The sequence below is a fragment of the Brevibacillus sp. HB1.1 genome (assembly GCF_013332445.1).
Classification (GTDB): domain Bacteria; phylum Bacillota; class Bacilli; order Brevibacillales; family Brevibacillaceae; genus Brevibacillus; species Brevibacillus porteri.
The window spans coordinates 88,584-106,807 of record NZ_JABMIV010000015.1; the positions used below are offsets into that span (position 1 = coordinate 88,584).

15 protein-coding genes are annotated in these 18,224 nt (G+C 47.6%); 13 read left to right on the forward strand and 2 right to left on the reverse strand.

Annotated features, from left to right (window positions below; translation table 11 throughout):
- The first annotated feature begins 10 nt into the window (after positions 1 to 10).
- From HPY27_RS27210 to HPY27_RS27265, 12 genes are all read left to right on the forward strand, one after another.
- Complete coding sequence (locus HPY27_RS27210; RefSeq protein ID WP_174226426.1) at positions 11 to 1,108, forward strand: ABC transporter ATP-binding protein; 1,098 nt, start codon at positions 11 to 13, stop codon at positions 1,106 to 1,108.
- A gap of 25 nt (positions 1,109 to 1,133) precedes the next feature.
- A complete protein-coding gene (locus tag HPY27_RS27215) occupies positions 1,134 to 2,450 on the forward strand; it encodes an ABC transporter substrate-binding protein (RefSeq protein ID WP_173623434.1) in 1,317 nt (438 codons plus the stop codon).
- A gap of 27 nt (positions 2,451 to 2,477) precedes the next feature.
- Positions 2,478 to 3,365: a carbohydrate ABC transporter permease gene (locus HPY27_RS27220; RefSeq protein WP_106835451.1), complete on the forward strand. Its 888-nt coding sequence runs from the start codon at positions 2,478 to 2,480 to the stop codon at positions 3,363 to 3,365.
- Positions 3,366 to 3,378: 13 nt separating this feature from the next.
- Positions 3,379 to 4,182, forward strand: coding sequence for a carbohydrate ABC transporter permease (locus HPY27_RS27225; RefSeq protein WP_174226427.1), 804 nt, complete (start codon positions 3,379 to 3,381; stop codon positions 4,180 to 4,182).
- Between the two features lie 18 nt (positions 4,183 to 4,200).
- Positions 4,201 to 5,022, forward strand: coding sequence for a sugar phosphate isomerase/epimerase family protein (locus tag HPY27_RS27230; protein ID WP_174226435.1), 822 nt, complete (start codon positions 4,201 to 4,203; stop codon positions 5,020 to 5,022).
- 1 nt (position 5,023) lies between these two features.
- On the forward strand, positions 5,024 to 5,590 hold the full coding sequence (locus HPY27_RS27235) for a glycerol-3-phosphate responsive antiterminator (protein WP_174226428.1): 567 nt from the start codon (positions 5,024 to 5,026) through the stop codon (positions 5,588 to 5,590).
- Between the two features lie 288 nt (positions 5,591 to 5,878).
- On the forward strand, positions 5,879 to 6,181 hold the full coding sequence (locus tag HPY27_RS27240) for an NINE protein (protein WP_254613002.1): 303 nt from the start codon (positions 5,879 to 5,881) through the stop codon (positions 6,179 to 6,181).
- 263 nt (positions 6,182 to 6,444) lie between these two features.
- Entirely contained in the window at positions 6,445 to 7,542 is a 1,098-nt protein-coding gene (locus HPY27_RS27245) for a nitric oxide synthase oxygenase (RefSeq protein WP_017246654.1), read from the forward strand.
- 103 nt (positions 7,543 to 7,645) lie between these two features.
- Positions 7,646 to 8,233: an RNA polymerase sigma factor gene (locus tag HPY27_RS27250; RefSeq protein ID WP_017246653.1), complete on the forward strand. Its 588-nt coding sequence runs from the start codon at positions 7,646 to 7,648 to the stop codon at positions 8,231 to 8,233.
- On the forward strand, positions 8,202 to 9,143 hold the full coding sequence (locus HPY27_RS27255; protein WP_174226429.1) for a hypothetical protein: 942 nt from the start codon (positions 8,202 to 8,204) through the stop codon (positions 9,141 to 9,143). Before HPY27_RS27250 ends, HPY27_RS27255 begins: the two co-directional genes overlap by 32 nt.
- Before the next feature lie 239 nt (positions 9,144 to 9,382).
- Positions 9,383 to 9,787 (forward strand): hypothetical protein, encoded by a 405-nt coding sequence (locus tag HPY27_RS27260; RefSeq protein WP_017246651.1) that lies wholly within the window; start codon positions 9,383 to 9,385, stop codon positions 9,785 to 9,787.
- A gap of 204 nt (positions 9,788 to 9,991) precedes the next feature.
- Positions 9,992 to 10,927, forward strand: a complete 936-nt coding sequence (locus HPY27_RS27265) for an iron-hydroxamate ABC transporter substrate-binding protein (protein WP_069849913.1) — start codon at positions 9,992 to 9,994, stop codon at positions 10,925 to 10,927.
- Between the two features lie 70 nt (positions 10,928 to 10,997).
- On the opposite strand, the gene HPY27_RS27270 is transcribed toward HPY27_RS27265, so the two are convergent.
- The gene (locus HPY27_RS27270; protein WP_174226430.1) at positions 10,998 to 12,620 is read right to left on the reverse strand and encodes a family 10 glycosylhydrolase; all 1,623 of its coding nucleotides are present in this window, start codon (positions 12,618 to 12,620) and stop codon (positions 10,998 to 11,000) included.
- 218 nt (positions 12,621 to 12,838) lie between these two features.
- Between HPY27_RS27270 and HPY27_RS27275 the strand changes: the two genes are divergently transcribed.
- Positions 12,839 to 13,786, forward strand: a complete 948-nt coding sequence (locus HPY27_RS27275) for a lipase/acyltransferase domain-containing protein (RefSeq protein ID WP_174226431.1) — start codon at positions 12,839 to 12,841, stop codon at positions 13,784 to 13,786.
- 54 nt (positions 13,787 to 13,840) lie between these two features.
- On the opposite strand, the gene HPY27_RS27280 is transcribed toward HPY27_RS27275, so the two are convergent.
- On the reverse strand, positions 13,841 to 18,224 hold a 4,384-nt coding region (locus HPY27_RS27280; RefSeq protein WP_174226432.1), incomplete at its 5' end, for a collagen binding domain-containing protein.

Here is an 18,224-nt window from a genome sequence, read left to right on the forward strand (position 1 = left end):
GGGGAAAGTCGTGGCTGAAGTGGAATTGCGGCGCATTTCCAAGATGTATGGGAGTCAGAAGGTAGTCAATGAAGTGAGCACTCGTATTCTGCCAGGAGAATTTTTCGTACTGGTAGGGCCTTCTGGTTGTGGGAAATCAACCACATTGCGCATGATTGCCGGGCTGGAGGAGATCAGCACGGGAGAGTTGTTGATTGGCGGCAAGCCGATGAATCAAGTCCCTCCGAGCGGGCGAAACATCTCCATGGTCTTTCAAAATTACGCACTTTATCCGCATTTGACGGTAAAAGATAATATTTTGTTTGGTTTACAGGTTCGAAAAGTAGACAAAGCAGAGCAGGGCAAGCGGTTAGAGCGTGTAGCGGAGATGTTGGGCATCGCGCATCTTTTGCAGCGCAAGCCAAAGGAATTATCCGGGGGACAAAGACAGCGCGTAGCACTCGGACGGGCCATCGTCAGTCAGCACCCTATCTGCCTGATGGACGAGCCGTTGTCCAATCTGGATGCCAAGCTGCGTGGACACATGCGCACGGAAATCCGTCGCTTGCAGCAAGAGCTGGGCATCACGATGATTTACGTTACGCACGATCAGGTGGAAGCGATGACAATGGCAGACCGCATGATGGTCCTGCGTGACGGCGAGGTTCAGCAAGTCGGAAAACCGCTCGACGTCTACAACCATCCAGCGAATTTGTTCGTGGCGGAGTTTACGGGGGCACCCCCGATGAATACGGTACCTGCCATTTGGCGGGCAGATCAAGCAGGAATTGAGCTAGCAGGCCAGCGCTTTTTGCCGCTTCCTATGTTTCACGGTATCAAGGACCAGACCCCGGTCGTTCTTGGTCTGCGTCCAGAGTCACTGCAGCCCGCCCTTGAAGGGCAAACTATGGATGCTTCCTGCCAGCTTCCTGTCACCGTGCAGGGAGTAGAGATTCTCGGTTCTGAGACCATTGTGGAATTCACCGTGGGAGACAAGCTGTGGAAGGCCAAATGGAACGGGCAATGGCACTGTAAAAGAGGCGAAACCATGCATGTTCGTTTTGATCCAGCTCAGGTGAACGTGTTTGATGGAGAAACCGGAAAAAATCTAGCGGTTACGACCAATTAAGAAAAGAAAAGGGAGAGGTACTGCGATGCGTAAAGTCGTCAAAAGCTTGTTTGCGGTCGTTATGAGTATGAGTCTGATCACGGGTTGCTCCAGTGGCAATTCTTCGTCCACAAACAATGCGGCGCAAGGAGCCAATTCGTCAGGCAAAACAGAGCTGTCCTTCTATTATCCGGTTGCGGTTGGCGGTCCTTTGACCAAGATCGTGGACGGTATGGCAGAGGAGTTTAACAAAGAAAATCCAGATATCACAGTCAAGCCAGTCTATACGGGCAGCTATCAAGATACGACGACAAAGGTACAAGCAGCTGTGCAGGGCAAGACTCCTCCAGACGTAGCGGTGATGCTCTCAACGGAGCTGCATACGATGATGGACATGGATGCCATCCTGCCGTTGGACGACTTCATTGCCAAGGATGGCGGTAGCGAATACGTGAATGATTTCTTCCCGGGCTTTTTGGCGAATTCCCAAGTAGACGGCAAGACATACAGCATTCCATTCCAACGCAGCACCATCGTGCTCTATTACAACAAGGACGCGTTCAAGGAAGTCGGGCTTGATCCGGAAAAACCGCCGACATCCTGGGACGAGCTGGTTCAGTACGCTGCCAAATTGAAAAAGGACGGACGCTACGGCGTCGAGATTCCTTCCTCGAGCTTTACGTATTGGATGTTCCAAGCGCTGGCCTTGCAAAACGGCAAGAACTTGATGTCCGAAGATGGGAAAAAAGTGTTTTTTGATACGCCAGAAAATGTAGAAGCCCTGCAATTTTGGGTAGATTTGTCCAAAAAGCATCAAGTGATGCCTGAAGGTGTCAACGAGTGGGCGACTGTACCTTCTGATTTCTTGGAAGGCAAAACGGCGATGATGTTCCATACGACAGGGAACCTGACGAACGTGAAGAAAAGCGCGAAGTTTGATTTTGGCGTAGCATTTTTGCCAGCGAAAAAGAACTACGGCAGCCCGACAGGGGGCGGCAACTTCTACATGTTCAAGGGAACGGATGCAAAGAAACAGGAAGCGGCATGGAAGTTCATTCGCTTTATGACCGAGCCTAAGCGCGCTGCTCAGTGGAGCGTCGATACGGGATATGTTGCTACACGCAAATCTGCTTACGCAGAAGAGAGTATGAAGCAATACGTTAAGGACTTCCCGGCGGCAGCAGTGGCTCGCGACCAGCTGGAATACGGACATGCTGAGCTGTCCACGCACAATAACGGCAAAGTGACAAAGCTCTTGAACGACACGCTGCAATCTGTGATCACTGGTCAATCCGAGCCTGCGGAAGCATTGAAAAAAGCGCAGGAAGAAGCGGACAAGATGCTGGCGCCGTTCAACAAATAAATCAAGCAAGGCAATGGGGGAGCGACAATGGGGGAACTACGCGCAAAATGGAAAGTGAACATGTACGCCTGGCTCTTGCTCCTTCCCTCCCTCATCTTCCTGCTACTGTTTACCTTCTATCCGGTTATACAAACGTTCATACTCAGTTTTCATCAAGCGGATCTGGGTTCTCCAGAGCCGTTTTTTAACGGGATAGATAATTATAAACAAATGGTGGAAGATGAAGTGTTTTGGAAGGTGCTGACCAATAATATCTGGTTTGCCATCGGAACGGTGCCGACGAGTGTGGCTCTCGCGCTAGCTATGGCTCTGTTCGCCAACAAGGCAATACGAGGGAAGAGCTTTATCCGCACGGCTTATTTTTACCCGACAGTTGTTCCGATGATTGCAGTGGCGAACATCTGGCTGTTTATTTACACACCGGAGTACGGAGCGCTTAGTCATGTGATGGAGTGGTTCGGAAAAGGCGACATGAACTGGCTCGGCGATCAGAAAAATGTGATGTGGGCGATGATCTTCATGGTCATTTGGAAGGAAGCTGGCTATTTCATGATCTTTTATTTGGCGGGGCTGCAAAACATTTCACAGGAGCTATACGAATCCGCCTCCATGGAAGGGGCATCGTCGTGGACGGTTTTTCGCCGCATCACCTTTCCACTGCTTATGCCAACGACGATGTTTGTCAGTATTATCGCCTTCACTAACTCTTTCAAGCTGGTAGACCATTTGGTGATCATGACCAAAGGCGGGCCGGATAATGCCAGCAATCTCTTGCTGTACTACATATACGAGACAGCGTTTTCTTTCTGGGATCAAGGAATGGCTTCGGCATTGACGATTGTCATGGTCGTGCTGCTGCTGTTAGTCGCTGCTTTTCAGTTTTTTGGTATGGATAAAAAGATTCATTACAACTAAAGGGGGATGGCAGATGCTTCGCAAAATCACAACAGTTGGAATGTACGGCTTGGCCGTTCTCTGGTTGTTTCCTTTGCTCTGGGCGGTCTGGACTTCCTTTCGCCCGAGGGAGCTGGCGACTTCGTGGTCGCTCCGTGCAGATTTTACACTCGATAACTTTGCGAAGGTGTGGGATGCAGCGCCCTTTGACCAGTACTACATCAATACCTTTTTGATCGTGACGGGTATTTTGGTGGCACAAATGATCACAGCTACACTGGCGGCCTATACCTTTGCGAAGCTGCAATTTTGGGGAAAGGATGTGCTGTTTGTCCTGTTCCTGGTCCAGCTCATGGTCCCGGCAGATATCTTGATTTTCCCCAACTATAATGTCCTGCGTGACTTGTCTTTGCTGGATACCAAAATCGGCATTATGCTGCCGTACTTCGCTTCTGCCTTCGGGGTTTTTCTGTTGAGACAAACCTTCAAGACAATCCCGCACGAGCTAGAGGAGGCGGCACGGATGGAGGGCTGCTCCTGGTTCCAGATTTTGTGGCGGGTGTACGTTCCGTTAGCGAAGCCGACCTACATTGCGTTTGGCTTGGTCTCGGTCAGCTACCATTGGAACAACTTCATGTGGCCACTGATTATTACGAATTCCGTGGAAAATCGCCCGTTGACGGTCGGTCTGGCGATTTTTGCCCAATCGTTTGAGACAGGGGCGCAGTGGGCCGAGGTAAGTGCAGCGACTGTCATGGTAATTTTTCCGTTGTTGCTGGCATTTTTGCTGTTCCAGCGGCAGTTTATCAACAGCTTCATCCACTCCGGCGTGAAATAAGAGGGAGGGTCATGAATGATGAGAGACAAAAGCTCGTTTGCCGTATCCACCTATGCGTTATTTGATCTGTCCTTGCGTGATGCTATTGTTCAGCTTTTGCACCATGATTGGAAGGCCATCGAGATAATGTGTGAAGTGAATCATGCCGACCTCTTGGACTGGTCCTGGGAGCAGTTGAAAAAGTTGAAGCAGCAGGGAAACGAGAGAGGGATTGCCTGGTCGATTCATGCGCCGATTAGCGGCTGCAATCTGGCGGCGGACTCAGGACCAACTCGGGAGCAAACAATGGACACGATGAAGCGCTGCCTGGAGATTGCCAGCTTTCTCGACTGCACCCATGTTGTGATGCATGCGGGGGAAGTAGAAGACCGACTTGCGGAAACAGAGCGTGCCAGAGGTGTGGAAAATGTGAGTCAGGCACTCCACGTGTTGACCACCGAGCTGTCCGCAGAGAGTAGAACCATACTGACGGTCGAGAATGTTCCCCCTTATCCAAAAGTGCTGGGGTGGAACGTCGAGGATCTCGTGCGTATATGCCGTCACGTACAATCCTCTCGCGTAGGGATCGTGTACGACGTAGGTCATGCCCATTTGATTCGTCCGGGATATGCAATCGATGCATTGCAGGAGGTGCTCCCTCATTTGTCCGCTCTTCACCTGAGTGATAACTTTGGCAAGCTCGACGATCATTTGGCGATAGGCGATGGAACGATCCCGTTTGCTTCGATCCTGTCACTTCTGAAAGAAAACGGATTCGCGGGTCATTGGGTTGTAGAGACAAAGCAACTTGGCTGCGCTGAGGTAAGTGTGGAACGGCTACTGAGGGAAGGAGGCGAATAACATGGACATGAAAACGATTTTGAATACGAATCCGGTTATTGCGGCAACCGAACAGGATCGCTTGGGAGAGGCGATGGCGTCTCGAGCTTGCGCGATCCTGTTGATGTACGGAAAGCTGACCAAGCTGATGGAGGAAGCTGAAACCATCCGTCAGTCGAGCAAGCCGATTTTTTTGCACACAGACCTCATGAATGGCCTGTCCAATGACAAAGAGGCTTTTCGTTTCTTGTCCACCTATATCCAACCAACGGGCATTGTCACTACCAAAGGACCGATGATTCGCGCGGCCAAAAAGGAAGGGATGCTGACGATCCAGCGAGTCTTTTTGATCGATTCGACCTCTCTCACGACGACCATCAAAAACGTCTTGGAAAACCAGCCGGATGCGATTGAAATCATGCCGGGGATAGCGCCGTCTATTATTTCGTATATAAAGGAGCATTTGCCGCAGCCGATTATTTTGGGCGGGTTGATCTGGAATATGGAGCAGGTCAACGAAGCGTTGAAGGGTGGAGCAGATGCTGTTTCGTTGAGTAAGTCGGAGATGTGGAACCATATGACTGTTTAGGAGAAAGGGCAGGTGTGAAAGCACCTGTCTTTTTTGTATGTAATAAATCTTTACGCGCCTCGCGATTATCGGCGAACATGGGCTTTTCCGTTTCACTATGGTAATGGCGCAAGTCGCGCAAGAATTACTTCCGCCGATCTCTTTACTAAATCCCTATCAGAAGTAGAAAGCACACCAAAAGGGTAGCCTATTGCTACTCTTTTTTCCTTTACAGGTAATAAAAGGGGTAGTATTATTGCATTATTAAATTTTTACATTTCATATAGCATGAGGGAGAAATTTTACATTATGGATACAATCCTCATCCAGAAAAACATGACAATGGATCAAAAACTGATTTTCCAGTCCGAGTACGGCAAAGTCCAGAAAAACTCCACGACAGCTATTCTCCTCTGTCTGTTCCTTGGGGGGCTGGGAGCCCATCAATATTATATGAATCGCGTAGGCCTCGGAATTGTTTATACCCTTTTCTGCTGGACGTACATTCCTCTTATTATTTCTATTGTAGAACTATTCCTTTTATCTGGACGGGTTCGTCGTCACAACGAAAACAAGGCGAAAGAGATCGCCGGAAAAATCTTATCGGTTTAAGAAGGGCGCTAAGGCGCTCTTTTTTATTTTCGTTAGGGTATTTACTATTGCTAAATTTTCGTAATATAGCAAGTAGCAGTGTCGATTGCGGGATTTTTCAAGCTGCTTATTCATCGTGCGTAGTAACCACGTCAGCCAATGATTCTTACAGATATGTGTCCAAATGCCTACAGGGATTGGTAATAGAGTTCCGGTAAATTTATAATGAAGGTACATATTTTTTCAGGACCATGAACCGCCTTTCAGCGGGAAAAGAGGGTAATATGGAACCAATTCAACTAATGGAAACGGCAGAGCAATTTATCCGAACATGCTATCGCGAACTGGACAAGACAACGGAAGAAACCGAGCAACGGCTGCAAGAAGTACGACAGATGATCGAACAGCAGGGATACTATGAGCATACAGCAGAGGAGCTGCGTCACGGAGCAAAAATGGCCTGGCGCAACAGCAATCGATGTATTGGGCGATTCTTTTGGGAATCATTACTTGTGATAGATGAGCGGCACGTCGAAACTGAAGAAGAGATGGCGCAGGCCATGCTCCGACACATCGACTTTGCCACCAATGACGGGAAAATTCGCCCGACCATCACCGTTTTTGCACCTGCTGTAGCAGGCAGAGCTCCCATGCGCATCTGGAATGACCAACTGATTCGCTATGCGGGATACGAGACAGAGTACGGCGTACTGGGTGACCCGATTTCGCTTTCGTTGACGAAGCTATGTAAGAGCCTTGGATGGCAAGGAAAAGGCACAAACTACGACGTTTTGCCGCTTGTCGTGCAAATTGGAGATCGGACGCCGCAGTTTTTTGAGATTCCTCAGGAGCTGGTCTTGGAGGTGCCGATCGTGCATCCAGATTTGCCGGGCTTTGCTGATATGGAATTGCAATGGTATGGGGTTCCTATTGTTTCGAATATGCGCATGGAGATTGGCGGTATCGACTATTTGGCCGCTCCATTTAACGGCTGGTACATGGGAACGGAGATCGGTGCACGCAATTTCGCTGACCAAGAGCGATATAACATGCTGCCAAAGGTCGCAGAGGTCATGGGGCTCGATACGAGCAGGGAAGTGACACTTTGGAGAGACAAAGCGCTCATCGAGCTGAATGTTGCCGTCTTGCACTCCTTCAAGGAAAAAGGAGTATCGATTGTCGATCACCATACGGCGAGCCAGCAATTCAAGCGATTTGAGGAAAGAGAAGAGAAATGTGGTCGAGCCGTTACGGGTGACTGGACATGGCTGGTTCCTCCGATCTCCGGAACAGCCACACACATTTTCCACAGTCTATACGACAACACAATCCATACGCCGAATTTCTTTTACCAAGACAAGCCGGAGCTCGGCAAAAAATAAGGCTTTCCACCAATGTCGCGAACATGCTTCGCGACATTTTTTTGTGCGCGATGTCACATACAGGGTGATGTGGTACGTTATACCAGTTGGAAGGAGGGAGAGAGTGGACACGAAACAGATAGAAGAACTCGTGGATGAGATCATTCAGGGAGCGGATGACCGCTACGCTGCCATCATGAAAAGCTACCAAACCCCCATATTTCACTACTGCTATCACATCTTGGGGAATCGATGCGAAGCGGAAGACGCCACACAGGAGGTCTTCTTCAAGGCTTATCGCAACTTGAAAAAATACAGTCCAACCATGCCCTTTGCAGCTTGGCTTTATAAAATAGCCTATCACCATTGCATCGATCTCATCAGAAAAAGGAAATGGACAAAGATGTTGCCATTTTTGATGCAGGACAAAGAGTCTGAATCAGACATCGAGCGGCATATTGAGAATGTTTATTTCAGTGAGGATGTATTTCTTGCCATGCAGACACTCTCCGTAGAGGAAAGAACGCTTCTCTTACTGCGAGGCGTGGAAGAAAAGACGTACGAGGAAATTTCCTTGATCATGAACAAAAACGCTGCGAGTCTGCGCAAAAAATTCGAGCGTACGGCATCGAAGTTCCGATCCGCTTATTCTCCTTTAGGGAAGGGAGGGTCAACTCACGATGAGACCAAACAAATCGCACGAGAATATTAAGGACCTGTTCAACGACCCGCGCATCCCGCAGGAGATTGACATTAGCCATCAAGTGATGACAAAAATCAAAAGAGAGAAGGAGAGATTTTTTGTGAAGTACAAGGTAAGCATATTAGTCGCTATTGGTTTGATCGCGAGCCTCACAACGGGCTATGCCGCTGTCCAGTACTATCAGTTGAAGAATGAGAAGGGCGAGGTTCTGTATCAGGAGAAGGATATATCGCAATATGAAGGTAAATCGAAAATTGTGAAAGAGCTCGATCCTGAAACGGATACCTTATACAATAAACGCTGGGAAATCGAGGATTCTCTGGAGCCGGGGACTGCAGCAGCACTGTATATCGTTGCAAACAATCCGAAAAAGCTTGTTTTCACGGTATCAACCCCGTTCTCGTATACCGCCCTGACTGATGTTCAAAAGAAAGTGGGAGAAGGAATCGTTGTACCAAAGACATTGCCAGGAGGCTTTACCTTCTTAGATGCTCAATTGGCGAATGATATCAAAAACCAGTATGACAAAGAGGCTTTGTATAAACAGGCCGAAAAGGAAAAGAAAGAATTCGTCATGCAGCCCTTGGAATGGACCAATGAGCTGGATTATATGTATGCGACATACAAGGATTCAGAGGGAAGCTATTTAAATTTCAGCATCACCAATTACGAAGATGTTGAGGGCAGCACAACGTATGTAGTTGACCTGGATAATCAGAAAAAAGAGGTAATAAAAGTAGGCAAAATTGAAGTGCTTTATACAGAAGAAGCGAGGAAAGACCAGGTAAATAAAAAAATTGTTTGGGTAACAGAGGCTTCGGGTAAAAAAGTACAGTACGAAGTATCAACAGACGGAGACAAATTGAACAAGGATACTATCAGCCAGTTCGTCGATGCTGTTGTCCCGAAAAACAAATAGCTCTTTCTTCACAAATAGAAACCCCCGAACTCTGCTACTGATTCGGGGGTTTTCCTTATGGGTTATCGAATAACTGGTCAAAGCTTGGAGTAGACCCAACGGATCCGAGTGATGCACGATGAATTAAGGAAAACTTTAGTTTTACCCCACAATTTTTTTTAACATTTCCTCTTACCCTATATGTAGCAAGTAAGAGATTTACTTGCACACAAAAAAAGAAATGAAAAGGAGCGAGACCAATGAAAAAGAAATGGATGACAACTGCATCAGCTTTATTACTTACTGGGGTGATTGGTACTGTTATACCGTATGCAACCACAACAGCAGATGCAAAAGCAAACGTTGCGGAAAAAAGTAACCTAGACCTGACGATTGCATTCGTTTTTTCTAAGGATGGCCAGGCAGTAACCATTAAAGACAGTCAACTAGGTGAGCACAAGGCTACGGTTAAAGATCTCTCCGAGAAGTTAGGTATAACGGCAGATGATCTTAATCTATCTTCACATATGATTGAAATGAAACCAAATGCGACAGGCAGCAAGATTATTGTCAAAGAAACTTCCTTTAAAGGTGAAGTGAAAGAGTATGAGACCAACGATAATGATGTCCTCATGCTGTTCGGTCTTCACAAAGTAACGAAATAAGCCAAAAAATAAAGCTACCAATGTCGCGAACATGCTTCGCGGCATTTTTTTGTGACGGATTGAAAATGGTATCTCGGAGAACGAAAAAGATGGGCAGAGCAAGCTCTTTATGCTAAAATTTACGAGAATGATTATCAATTTCAAGTTCCGTTGAAGGAGAGGTTCTTTTTGAGAAGGAGAAAATCAGGCTTAGATAAGATCATAATGGTAGCCCTTATTATGGTCATGATCAGCATGTTATCAGCCTGCGGACAGACACCAGCCAATCCAACTGCTCAGCCTGCGCAGGAAAGTTCAGTTAACGAGAGTAACAATGAATATATCAACTACCAAGCGTTTAATGGCACAGTAAAAATTCCGAAGGACCCAAAACGGGTTGTGGTTCTTGCGGACAGCTATGTTGGACATTTTCTGACACTGGGGATCAAGCCTATCGGTATCACGGACCATGCTATGGAAAACCCGTATTTTAAAGGGAAGCTGGATGGTATCGAAAGCGTGGGCAACGGAACATCGCTAGAAAAAGTACTGGCGATGAATCCTGATTTACTTATCGTGTTTGAAGGGGATAAGAATATCGAGGAGTTCACCAAAATAGCTCCAACGGTAGTAATTCCATACGGTAAGAAGCCAATCCGCGAAGAACTGCGGGAGTTTGGCAAAATGACAGGGAGAGAAGACAAGGCGAATGAGTGGATTGCCGAATGGGACAAGAAAATTGCTGAGGCAAAACCAAAGGTGCAAGCAGCGGTAGGAGATAAAACCGTTTCGATTTTGCAGCCATACGCCAAGGGGATCTATGCGTTTGGGCACAACTTCGGAAGGGGCGGAGACATCCTTTACGGAGAATTCCAGTTGAAGGCTCCGAATGCCGTACAAAAAGAAGCCATTGATAGCAATACCGGTTGGGCGGAGGTCTCGCTTGAAACAATGCCGGACTTTGCGGGAGACTACATTTTTACCAGTGCATGGTCCGGAGATGATACCAATCCGGAGAGTGTATACGGTACAAACGTTTGGAAGGGCCTGTCAGCAGTGAAAAATAACCAGGTTTTTCAGATTGATCAGAAAGGCTCCTATTTTAATGACCCGATCTCATTGGAAGCGCAACTCACGTTCATTGTAGAAAAATTAACGTAGAAGAAAAAACCCCGAAACATAGGTAGCAAGCATGCTTTGCTACGAGTATTCGGGGGTTTTTGCTATTTATTTAGCGGTTGTAATAACTGCTAAGAGCTGGGAGCAGACCTAATGGATTTTTCCGCAAGTCCTTGGCACTAAAGAAAATGCTGCCCTGAACCTGAGGAACCATCGCGTTGTAATTCAACTGGTTGATAATCTCCTGGGCGCTCTGCCAGCCAGCTTCAGCCGTTCCCAGCTTGTAAGGGGAATGACCGATGTAGAGCTTGACGTTCGTCCCTTGTACTTCGTTTGCCCACCAAGTAACGAGCTTGTCGTATTGGGCAGGGGCGAAGGAAAGGCTCCAATAAATTTGCGGAGTCACATAATCGATCCAGCCTTGTTGAATCCATGTGCGCACATCGGCAAACATGTGGTCATAAGCAGTCACGCCAGCTTTTGTATCGGAGCCGGTCGGATCGACATTGCTGTTGCGCCATACACCGAATGGACTGATCCCGAATTGAACGTGAGGCTTGACGCTCTTGATGGACTGATTCAATTGTTGAACAAATTGATTGATATTATCGCGGCGCCAGTCTGCTTTGGATCCGATTTTCTTGCTGTTGTAAGCCTTGAATGCTGCATCGTCTGCAAAGGCGACATTGGAAGGATAGAAATAATCATCCAGATGGACACCATCGATTTCATAGCGCTGCACGACTTCCATTACTTCATTGATAATTTGCTGACGTGCTGCCGGAATACCCGGATTGATGTACAACTTTTTGTTGGCATTCACAATCCAGTCAGGGTGCTGCTTGATCACATGATTCGCTGGCAATTGGTCTGTTTTTGCATCCGTAGTGGCACGGAACGGGTTGAACCAAGCATGGAATTGCATCCCGCGTCTATGCGTTTCTTCTACCATAAAGGCAAGCGGGTCGTAGCCAGGATCTTTCCCTGGGGTTCCCGTCAAAAATCTCGACCATGGAGTGAGTGTAGAAGGGTACAGAGCGTCTCCAGATGGACGCACTTGCACGAAAACAGCGTTCATTCCCATGGCTTGCAGCTCATCGAGCAGCTGTATGTATTCTTGTTGCTGTTTCGCTGGGTTTCCGTTAGAACCGGAAGATGGCCAGTCCAAGTTGTAGACTGTCGATATCCATACCCCGCGCAAATCTCCGTTTGTCACGACAGGTGTGCTTGGTTCCATCCCGCCAGTTTCACTCAGAACATCCTGTGGTGGCGGAGTCATGGTAGCGACGTTGCCGCTTTGTAGGCGAATCGTTTTGGTTTTGTCTTCCCAGTTTACCGTTAGGCCCAACTGCTCGGATACAAAACGCAGCGGAACCATGATTCTTCCTTGCTTGTTCTGAACAGAAGAATCAAGTGGGACGCTGTTGTTGTTCACGAGAGCGTTCTTCTGATTAACCGTCATGGACAACAAGGTATCTTGCTTGCTGATCGTTGCGGTCTGAGAATTTGGCTCCCAATTTACTTCGGCTCCCAGATTTTCACCGATCACTCGCATAGGGACCATCGTTACGTTTGCTTTTGGAATAATGTACGGAGCGACGTCACTTTTGATTTGTTGCCCGTCTAAATAGATGCTGATGCCAGAGGATGTCTGCGCGGCCTGCACGGATATCCCCATCGTTGGAATACATAGTACGAACATTAGCAAAAGCATAAACCACTTGCGTACCTTCATTTTTGCCAATCCTCCGACAAGATAGATTTGCTTAAAACATTAGCCAATACGTTTGACGCTTTATTATATCGCTTTGTTACGCTCCAGTGGGAAGTTTCGGCAAAAAATGACGACACTGATCGAAACAAGGGAACCACCCAAGCTGCTCTGGCATAGGCAGAAGCATATGTTGTTTTCCTTCTGGTCATGGGACAAAAGAGAGGGAAAGGAGTGCAAGCATGAGTTCTTTTCTTGCGCAAAAGGCACCGATTGTTTTTGTTCCGGGGCTTTTTGGGTCGATGAGTGATCAAATTATTCCGGGTACTGGTGACTGGGGCTTCGGGTTTGCCCGAACGGCTTACGAGCCATTTATCCGTTTGCTTGGAAAAATGGGATACTCCCTCAATGAACAATTGTTTGTAGCTTTTTATGATTGGCGAAGGCAGATCGATATTTCAGCAGAGCGCTTTTTGCTGCCTGTCATCGAGCGAGCGAAGCAAACGACAGGTTCCCCTTATGTCAATCTCATTTGCCATAGCATGGGGGGCCTTGTTGCTAGAGCCTATGTCCAAAGCGAATATTATCAAAACGATGTGGATCAGTTGCTCATTTTTGCGACTCCCAACGCAGGATCGCCTGTCGCCTACAGCTATTGGGCAGGAGGGAAGCTGCCGCGCTCCGTTTCGGCCAAAAGAAATGTCGTGGAGCTATATATGAATGTTTATCTAGCCTATTTGGAGCAAAGCATCCCTTTTCATCGTATACAAGCTATTCATAGACACTTTCCGAGTCTCCTTGATCTTACCCCGTCAGCAGCATATGGCGATTATTTGCTGGAGAAACAGGGGGTAGAAGCCTTCGTCCCTTATGAAAAGATGGTCGTGAAAAATCAATACATGGACTACTTGAACACAACGATGGGGATTATCGCAGCCCGCAATATTCGCGTCACGCTGGTAGCTGGCATTGGACACGAAACGATTCATTACCTGCGAACAGTCCCTTCGCTGTCTCCCGATAAATGGGTCGATGGAAGAGTAGTGGGCTCGATCAATAGTGACGCTGGGGATGGGAGTGTCATGGCAAACAGTGTATTCGCACTCGAAGGTGAGCGATATTACGTAGAGGCGACACATCTGGAGATTTTGTATAAAAGTGAACCGCTTCTCCGGCAATTGCTAGAGTAGGGGAAAAAAGAGGACCAAGCCGGGAAAATCCCTGGACTTGGTCCTTTAGATGAGCTACGCTTTCTTGTTTCTGCGATACATGATCGAAATACCGATCAAGATCGAAACGATACCTGCAACGAGAGGGAGTGGGTTAGCCTGTTCTCCCGTCTGAGGCAATACTTTGCCTGTAGCTGGAGATTCGTTGTTGGTTTCCAAGACGTTGGAGTTATTGGCAGCTCCCGAATCGTTCGGTTTGGTTGTATTTCCTGTTTGATTCAACTCTCCCGAAGTGTTGGGGTTCGTAGTGTTGTTGTTTGCATCAGGAGTACCAGGTTGGTCTGGTTTGTCAGGTTGGTCTGGTTTGTCAGGTTGGTCTGGTTTGTCAGGTTGGTCTGGATTGCCAGGTTGATCTGGGTTGCCAGGTTGGTCTGGGTTGCCAGGTTGGTCTGGTTTGCCAGGTTGGTCTGGGTTGCCAGGTTTATCTGGTTTATCTGGTTTGTCTGGTTTATCCGGTTTCTCGGGCTTTTCCGGCTTAGGCTCAGGCTTAGGCTCTGGCTTAGGTTCTGGCTTCGGTTCAGGTTTTGGTTCAGGTTTTGGTTCAGGATTTCCGCCTCCACCACCACCACCACCGCCGCCTCCACCAGAGGTTACGTCATTTTCGGCAGTAACAAGCACATGCTCGCCAACTACTTGGTTCCGTTTAATCTCGAAAGCAATTGGCTTGCTGTTTATTACATAACCAGTAGGAGCCTTCGTCTCGATAAACTCGTACTTGCCAGGATTTAGGCCTTCGACTAGAAGTTCACCGTTTGCATCAGTTGTCAGCTTTGTCAGCTCTTGACCGTTCTTGTCTTTGGTTACCTGACCATTTTCATCGCGGAGCGTAAATTCAGCTCCTGTGAGCTTATGATTTGGGTATCCCTTTCTTATTTTGGTCAGTTTCACAGATCCCGGGATCAATCTGTTGGTCAACGTGAGAGCTGTCGTGCCTTCATCTGTTACTTCGAATTTCAGTGGTTCAGCAAGCTCATAACCAGCAAGTGCTTTTGTTTCCACGAGCTGGTAGAATCCTGCTTTCAGGTTCTCGAGGAGAAGGATACCGTCCTTATCCGTTGTGAGTCCACTTTGCAGTACTTTCCCGTCAGCATCTTGAAGCTCAAAGGTTACGCCAGGAAGTGGCTCTTTGGTGTAGTGGTCCACTTTCAGCAATTGAACGGACCCGATATTTTTGGTGTTCTTTTTCGTAAGGGTCACAATTTCTGTCTGGTTGGAGGCGATTTTGAATGAAATAGGAGTCGCATCCAGCTTGTATCCCTTCGGAGCTTTCGTTTCGACTAACTGATAGTTTCCTTCTGCCAGATCGCCTTTGGAGACTTTTCCGTCAGAACCGGTTGTCAGCTCAGCGATTGTTTCGTATGCTCCGCCCTTTTCAACCTGTAGATTGAAGACAGCGCCTTCCAGTGTTTTGCCAGCATTCTCCGCGTCAACTTTGGTTAACTCAAATCCTTGACGGAGCAGCTTGTTGTCGATGGTTATTTCGATTATAACTGGAACAGCTGGGTCAGCACCTGCAGGAGCTTTTAACGTAATGTCTTTTCCATTTCTGTACTCGTCTGCGATGACGTAGCCAACAGGAGCGGATAGTTCTTTTAGCTTGTACGCTTTAAATTTGTAGCCTTTGAAGGTGGCCATGCCATTTTCATCGGTCACGACTGTTTCCAGCAAGGTTTTCCCTGCCTTGTCGTACAGACCAAACGTGGCGCCTGCCAATGCTTTTTTCGTATCTGCGTCTGTTTTGACGATTTTCAAGTCGCCTTTACCAGGTGTGCTGGCTCCGCCACCAGCACCGGACAAGCTGACTTTGACACCTTCTTGTCCGTCTTTCCCTTTACCTACAACTGTTTTCCCTGCAAAAGAGGCCTCGTTTTTGATGATCTCTCCATGGTCAGCATTGATAAAGGAACGGTACTCCAGGATGTAGGCAGTGTGCAGATCGTTTTTGAAGGTCAGTTTAAAGGTATTGCCGACTACTTCTAATTTGTAGTCCTCGGAGGCCATTTCTTTTCCGATAGTCAAAGCACCGGATTCAGAGACGGATGTCGTAAAGAGTTTGAAGGAGTCTTTCATCAGAAGTTGATTGCTGGACAGGGTATCCGTCAATACAGCACCTGCCGAAATATGAGACTGGCTCGGATTGATTCTTACTGTCCATGTTGCATACTCTGAATCTGCTCCTGTACCTTGTACGCCTGTTTTGAGGACGTATTGCCCACCGTATGTCGGTCTGACGGTCGTCTTGCCTTTATAGAGTGGAGTGCCTGTTGTGTCACTATCGTGCATAGTGGCATTGTTTTCGTACACTTCTCCGACAGGCAGATTAGCCAAACTGGTTTTGTACGTGATGCGATAGGCCGAGTCGATGGGACCGAGATGAAGCTCGAAGCCGTTGGTCAGTTCGTCAAATTTGGTGGCGACAACTGGACCCTCGACCACTTTTACACCATCTGCTCCACCTGTGAGCAGCAACTTATGGATGGTTAACGAGTCCTTCACAAAAGTTTGTTCTCCGGTATAAAAATCCCGGATGATCGCGTTGTTAATCTTGTGAAGGTTGTAGTTCACATCGATTGTCCACGTGATTTCTTTTGTGCGGGCGTCGTATGTACCCGTTTTGTTGCCGTTATTGTTGGTGTAGTTGTCTGGTTTAACAGTAGCGGATTTCGTGATAGGGTCTTGTGCTTTCCCGTTTTCCTTCCAATTCAGTTCAGCCTTGTTTTTGTACACGGATGGACGGTCCTTGGAAGTAGGATCGAACTTCGTCAGGTACGTAATGACTAGACCTTTTGTGACTGGTTTGTGGAAGGTAATCTTGAATCCTTCTTCGTACGTTGAGTTCGGAGAGATGCTGTAGTCTTTGTCAGGACCTTCTTCCAAATCCTTTGTCCAATCGTTGATCTTTACTTTGTCAGGTAGAAGAGTTAGCCCTTGACCTGCATAACTGTCGGTAATGACGACTTCATCCATCACCTGATTGTCGTCGTTTAGACTAAGCGTCCATTCGATTGTCTTATCCAGGTAGTTCACTTTTTCTTTTTTGGCGTTCTTCCAGAAGATTGCTTGATTGATCTCTCTGGATGCATCTTTTTTGGTTCCATCATAGATCTCTACTTCATTTTTCACGAGGTAGCTGTCTTGGTGGACCCGATTTTTGGCTTTGGTTTGGTAGGTGATTTCGTAAGCAGCCGACACGTCATGGTCAAACTGCAAGTGGAAGCCAGTAGGCGATGGGGTTACGTTGTACTCTGTGATGGCAGCCCCGTCTTTTGTTCCGTTTCCGTTGTCACCGATGGTCATTTTATGAACGGTAAAGGAACCACTCACGAGCTCTTGATGACTCGTATCGAATCGATCCTCGAGCCATGCATCGCTTTGCGTGATCAGTTTTTCATTGTAGTTGTACTGAATAGCCCAGGTGATCGTTTGTTTGTTGTAATCGTAGTGAATCGCCTTTTTGTTCAAAGGCTGGCTGAATCGGACAGAGACATTCGCGGAATCGATTAAATCCTTTGGGAGGTTCGTTCCTGTGACAGTGGCTTTATTCGTGTAGGTTGTATCTATCGTACCGGTGACGTTGGTCCTGTACGCGACGCGATAAGCACCGTCGATGTCGCCAAAGTTAATTTTGAACCCGTTTCCTTCTGTTAATTTCTCAGGAGTGAAGGTGGTTACCTCAGCCTTTGGATTAACAGAGCCATTCAACTGAACTTCCAATGGGAAGACCTTAATCGAGCTCATGTCGATATCCAGACCGCTTGGAAGCTCATCCGTAAAGATAGCGCCTTTTATCGGATTTTCACTTTGGTTAAAATCGACGGTCCAGTCGAGATAGCTAGGATTCATGCCCTTGTTTGCTTTCCCGTTCTTGTCGATTTCATTGTTGTTTTTGCCTTTGAAATGGACAGAGATCGGAGCGATGCCATCGAATTTGAAATCGATCTCCTGTCTCGTGCCACCTTCAAACTTTTTCTCATCGAATTCCCGCCACACATAGAAGGTTCCGTCATTGATCTCTGCGCCGTCATTGATGGCATCACTGAAAGTGAAGGTGACGGTGCCGTCTGTTGTCACTTCATAGGTGCCGTAGCCTCCGTTCAGATCTCCGGTCAAATTGCGATCGGTCCGAAACTTATCTGGGAGAGGGAAGGTAAAGGTGGCACCTTCTGAGTAAGGATGTCCAGCAGGGATTTGCCAAGTGAAATCAACTTGAACACGCGAGCCCTGATCCGGGCGGATGTCTTCTATGTTGTTTCCGTCCTTGTCCTTCATGACTACGCTGGTGATGATGCTGTCTTTGATGATGTTGGCGTCGGGGTCGGGTTCTGGGAGAGGGACGGGAACTGGTTCAGGTACTGGTACAGGAGTCCCTGTGCCTGGATTAGTTGGAGTCCCCGTGCCC

What these genes read in the sequence shown, in the direction of transcription:
- HPY27_RS27215 (WP_173623434.1), top strand. Translation starts at nt 1,134, where the DNA reads ATGCGTAAAGTCGTCAAAAGCTTGTTTGCGGTCGTTATGAGTATGAGT.
- HPY27_RS27220 (WP_106835451.1), top strand. Translation starts at nt 2,478, where the DNA reads ATGGGGGAACTACGCGCAAAATGGAAAGTGAACATGTACGCCTGGCTC.
- HPY27_RS27225 (WP_174226427.1), top strand. Translation starts at nt 3,379, where the DNA reads ATGCTTCGCAAAATCACAACAGTTGGAATGTACGGCTTGGCCGTTCTC.
- HPY27_RS27230 (WP_174226435.1), top strand. Translation starts at nt 4,201, where the DNA reads ATGAGAGACAAAAGCTCGTTTGCCGTATCCACCTATGCGTTATTTGAT.
- HPY27_RS27235 (WP_174226428.1), top strand. Translation starts at nt 5,024, where the DNA reads ATGGACATGAAAACGATTTTGAATACGAATCCGGTTATTGCGGCAACC.
- HPY27_RS27240 (WP_254613002.1), top strand. Translation starts at nt 5,879, where the DNA reads ATGGATACAATCCTCATCCAGAAAAACATGACAATGGATCAAAAACTG.
- HPY27_RS27245 (WP_017246654.1), top strand. Translation starts at nt 6,445, where the DNA reads ATGGAACCAATTCAACTAATGGAAACGGCAGAGCAATTTATCCGAACA.
- HPY27_RS27255 (WP_174226429.1), top strand. Translation starts at nt 8,202, where the DNA reads ATGAGACCAAACAAATCGCACGAGAATATTAAGGACCTGTTCAACGAC.
- HPY27_RS27260 (WP_017246651.1), top strand. Translation starts at nt 9,383, where the DNA reads ATGAAAAAGAAATGGATGACAACTGCATCAGCTTTATTACTTACTGGG.
- HPY27_RS27265 (WP_069849913.1), top strand. Translation starts at nt 9,992, where the DNA reads ATGGTAGCCCTTATTATGGTCATGATCAGCATGTTATCAGCCTGCGGA.
- HPY27_RS27270 (WP_174226430.1), bottom strand. Translation starts at nt 12,620, where the DNA reads ATGAAGGTACGCAAGTGGTTTATGCTTTTGCTAATGTTCGTACTATGT.
- HPY27_RS27275 (WP_174226431.1), top strand. Translation starts at nt 12,839, where the DNA reads ATGAGTTCTTTTCTTGCGCAAAAGGCACCGATTGTTTTTGTTCCGGGG.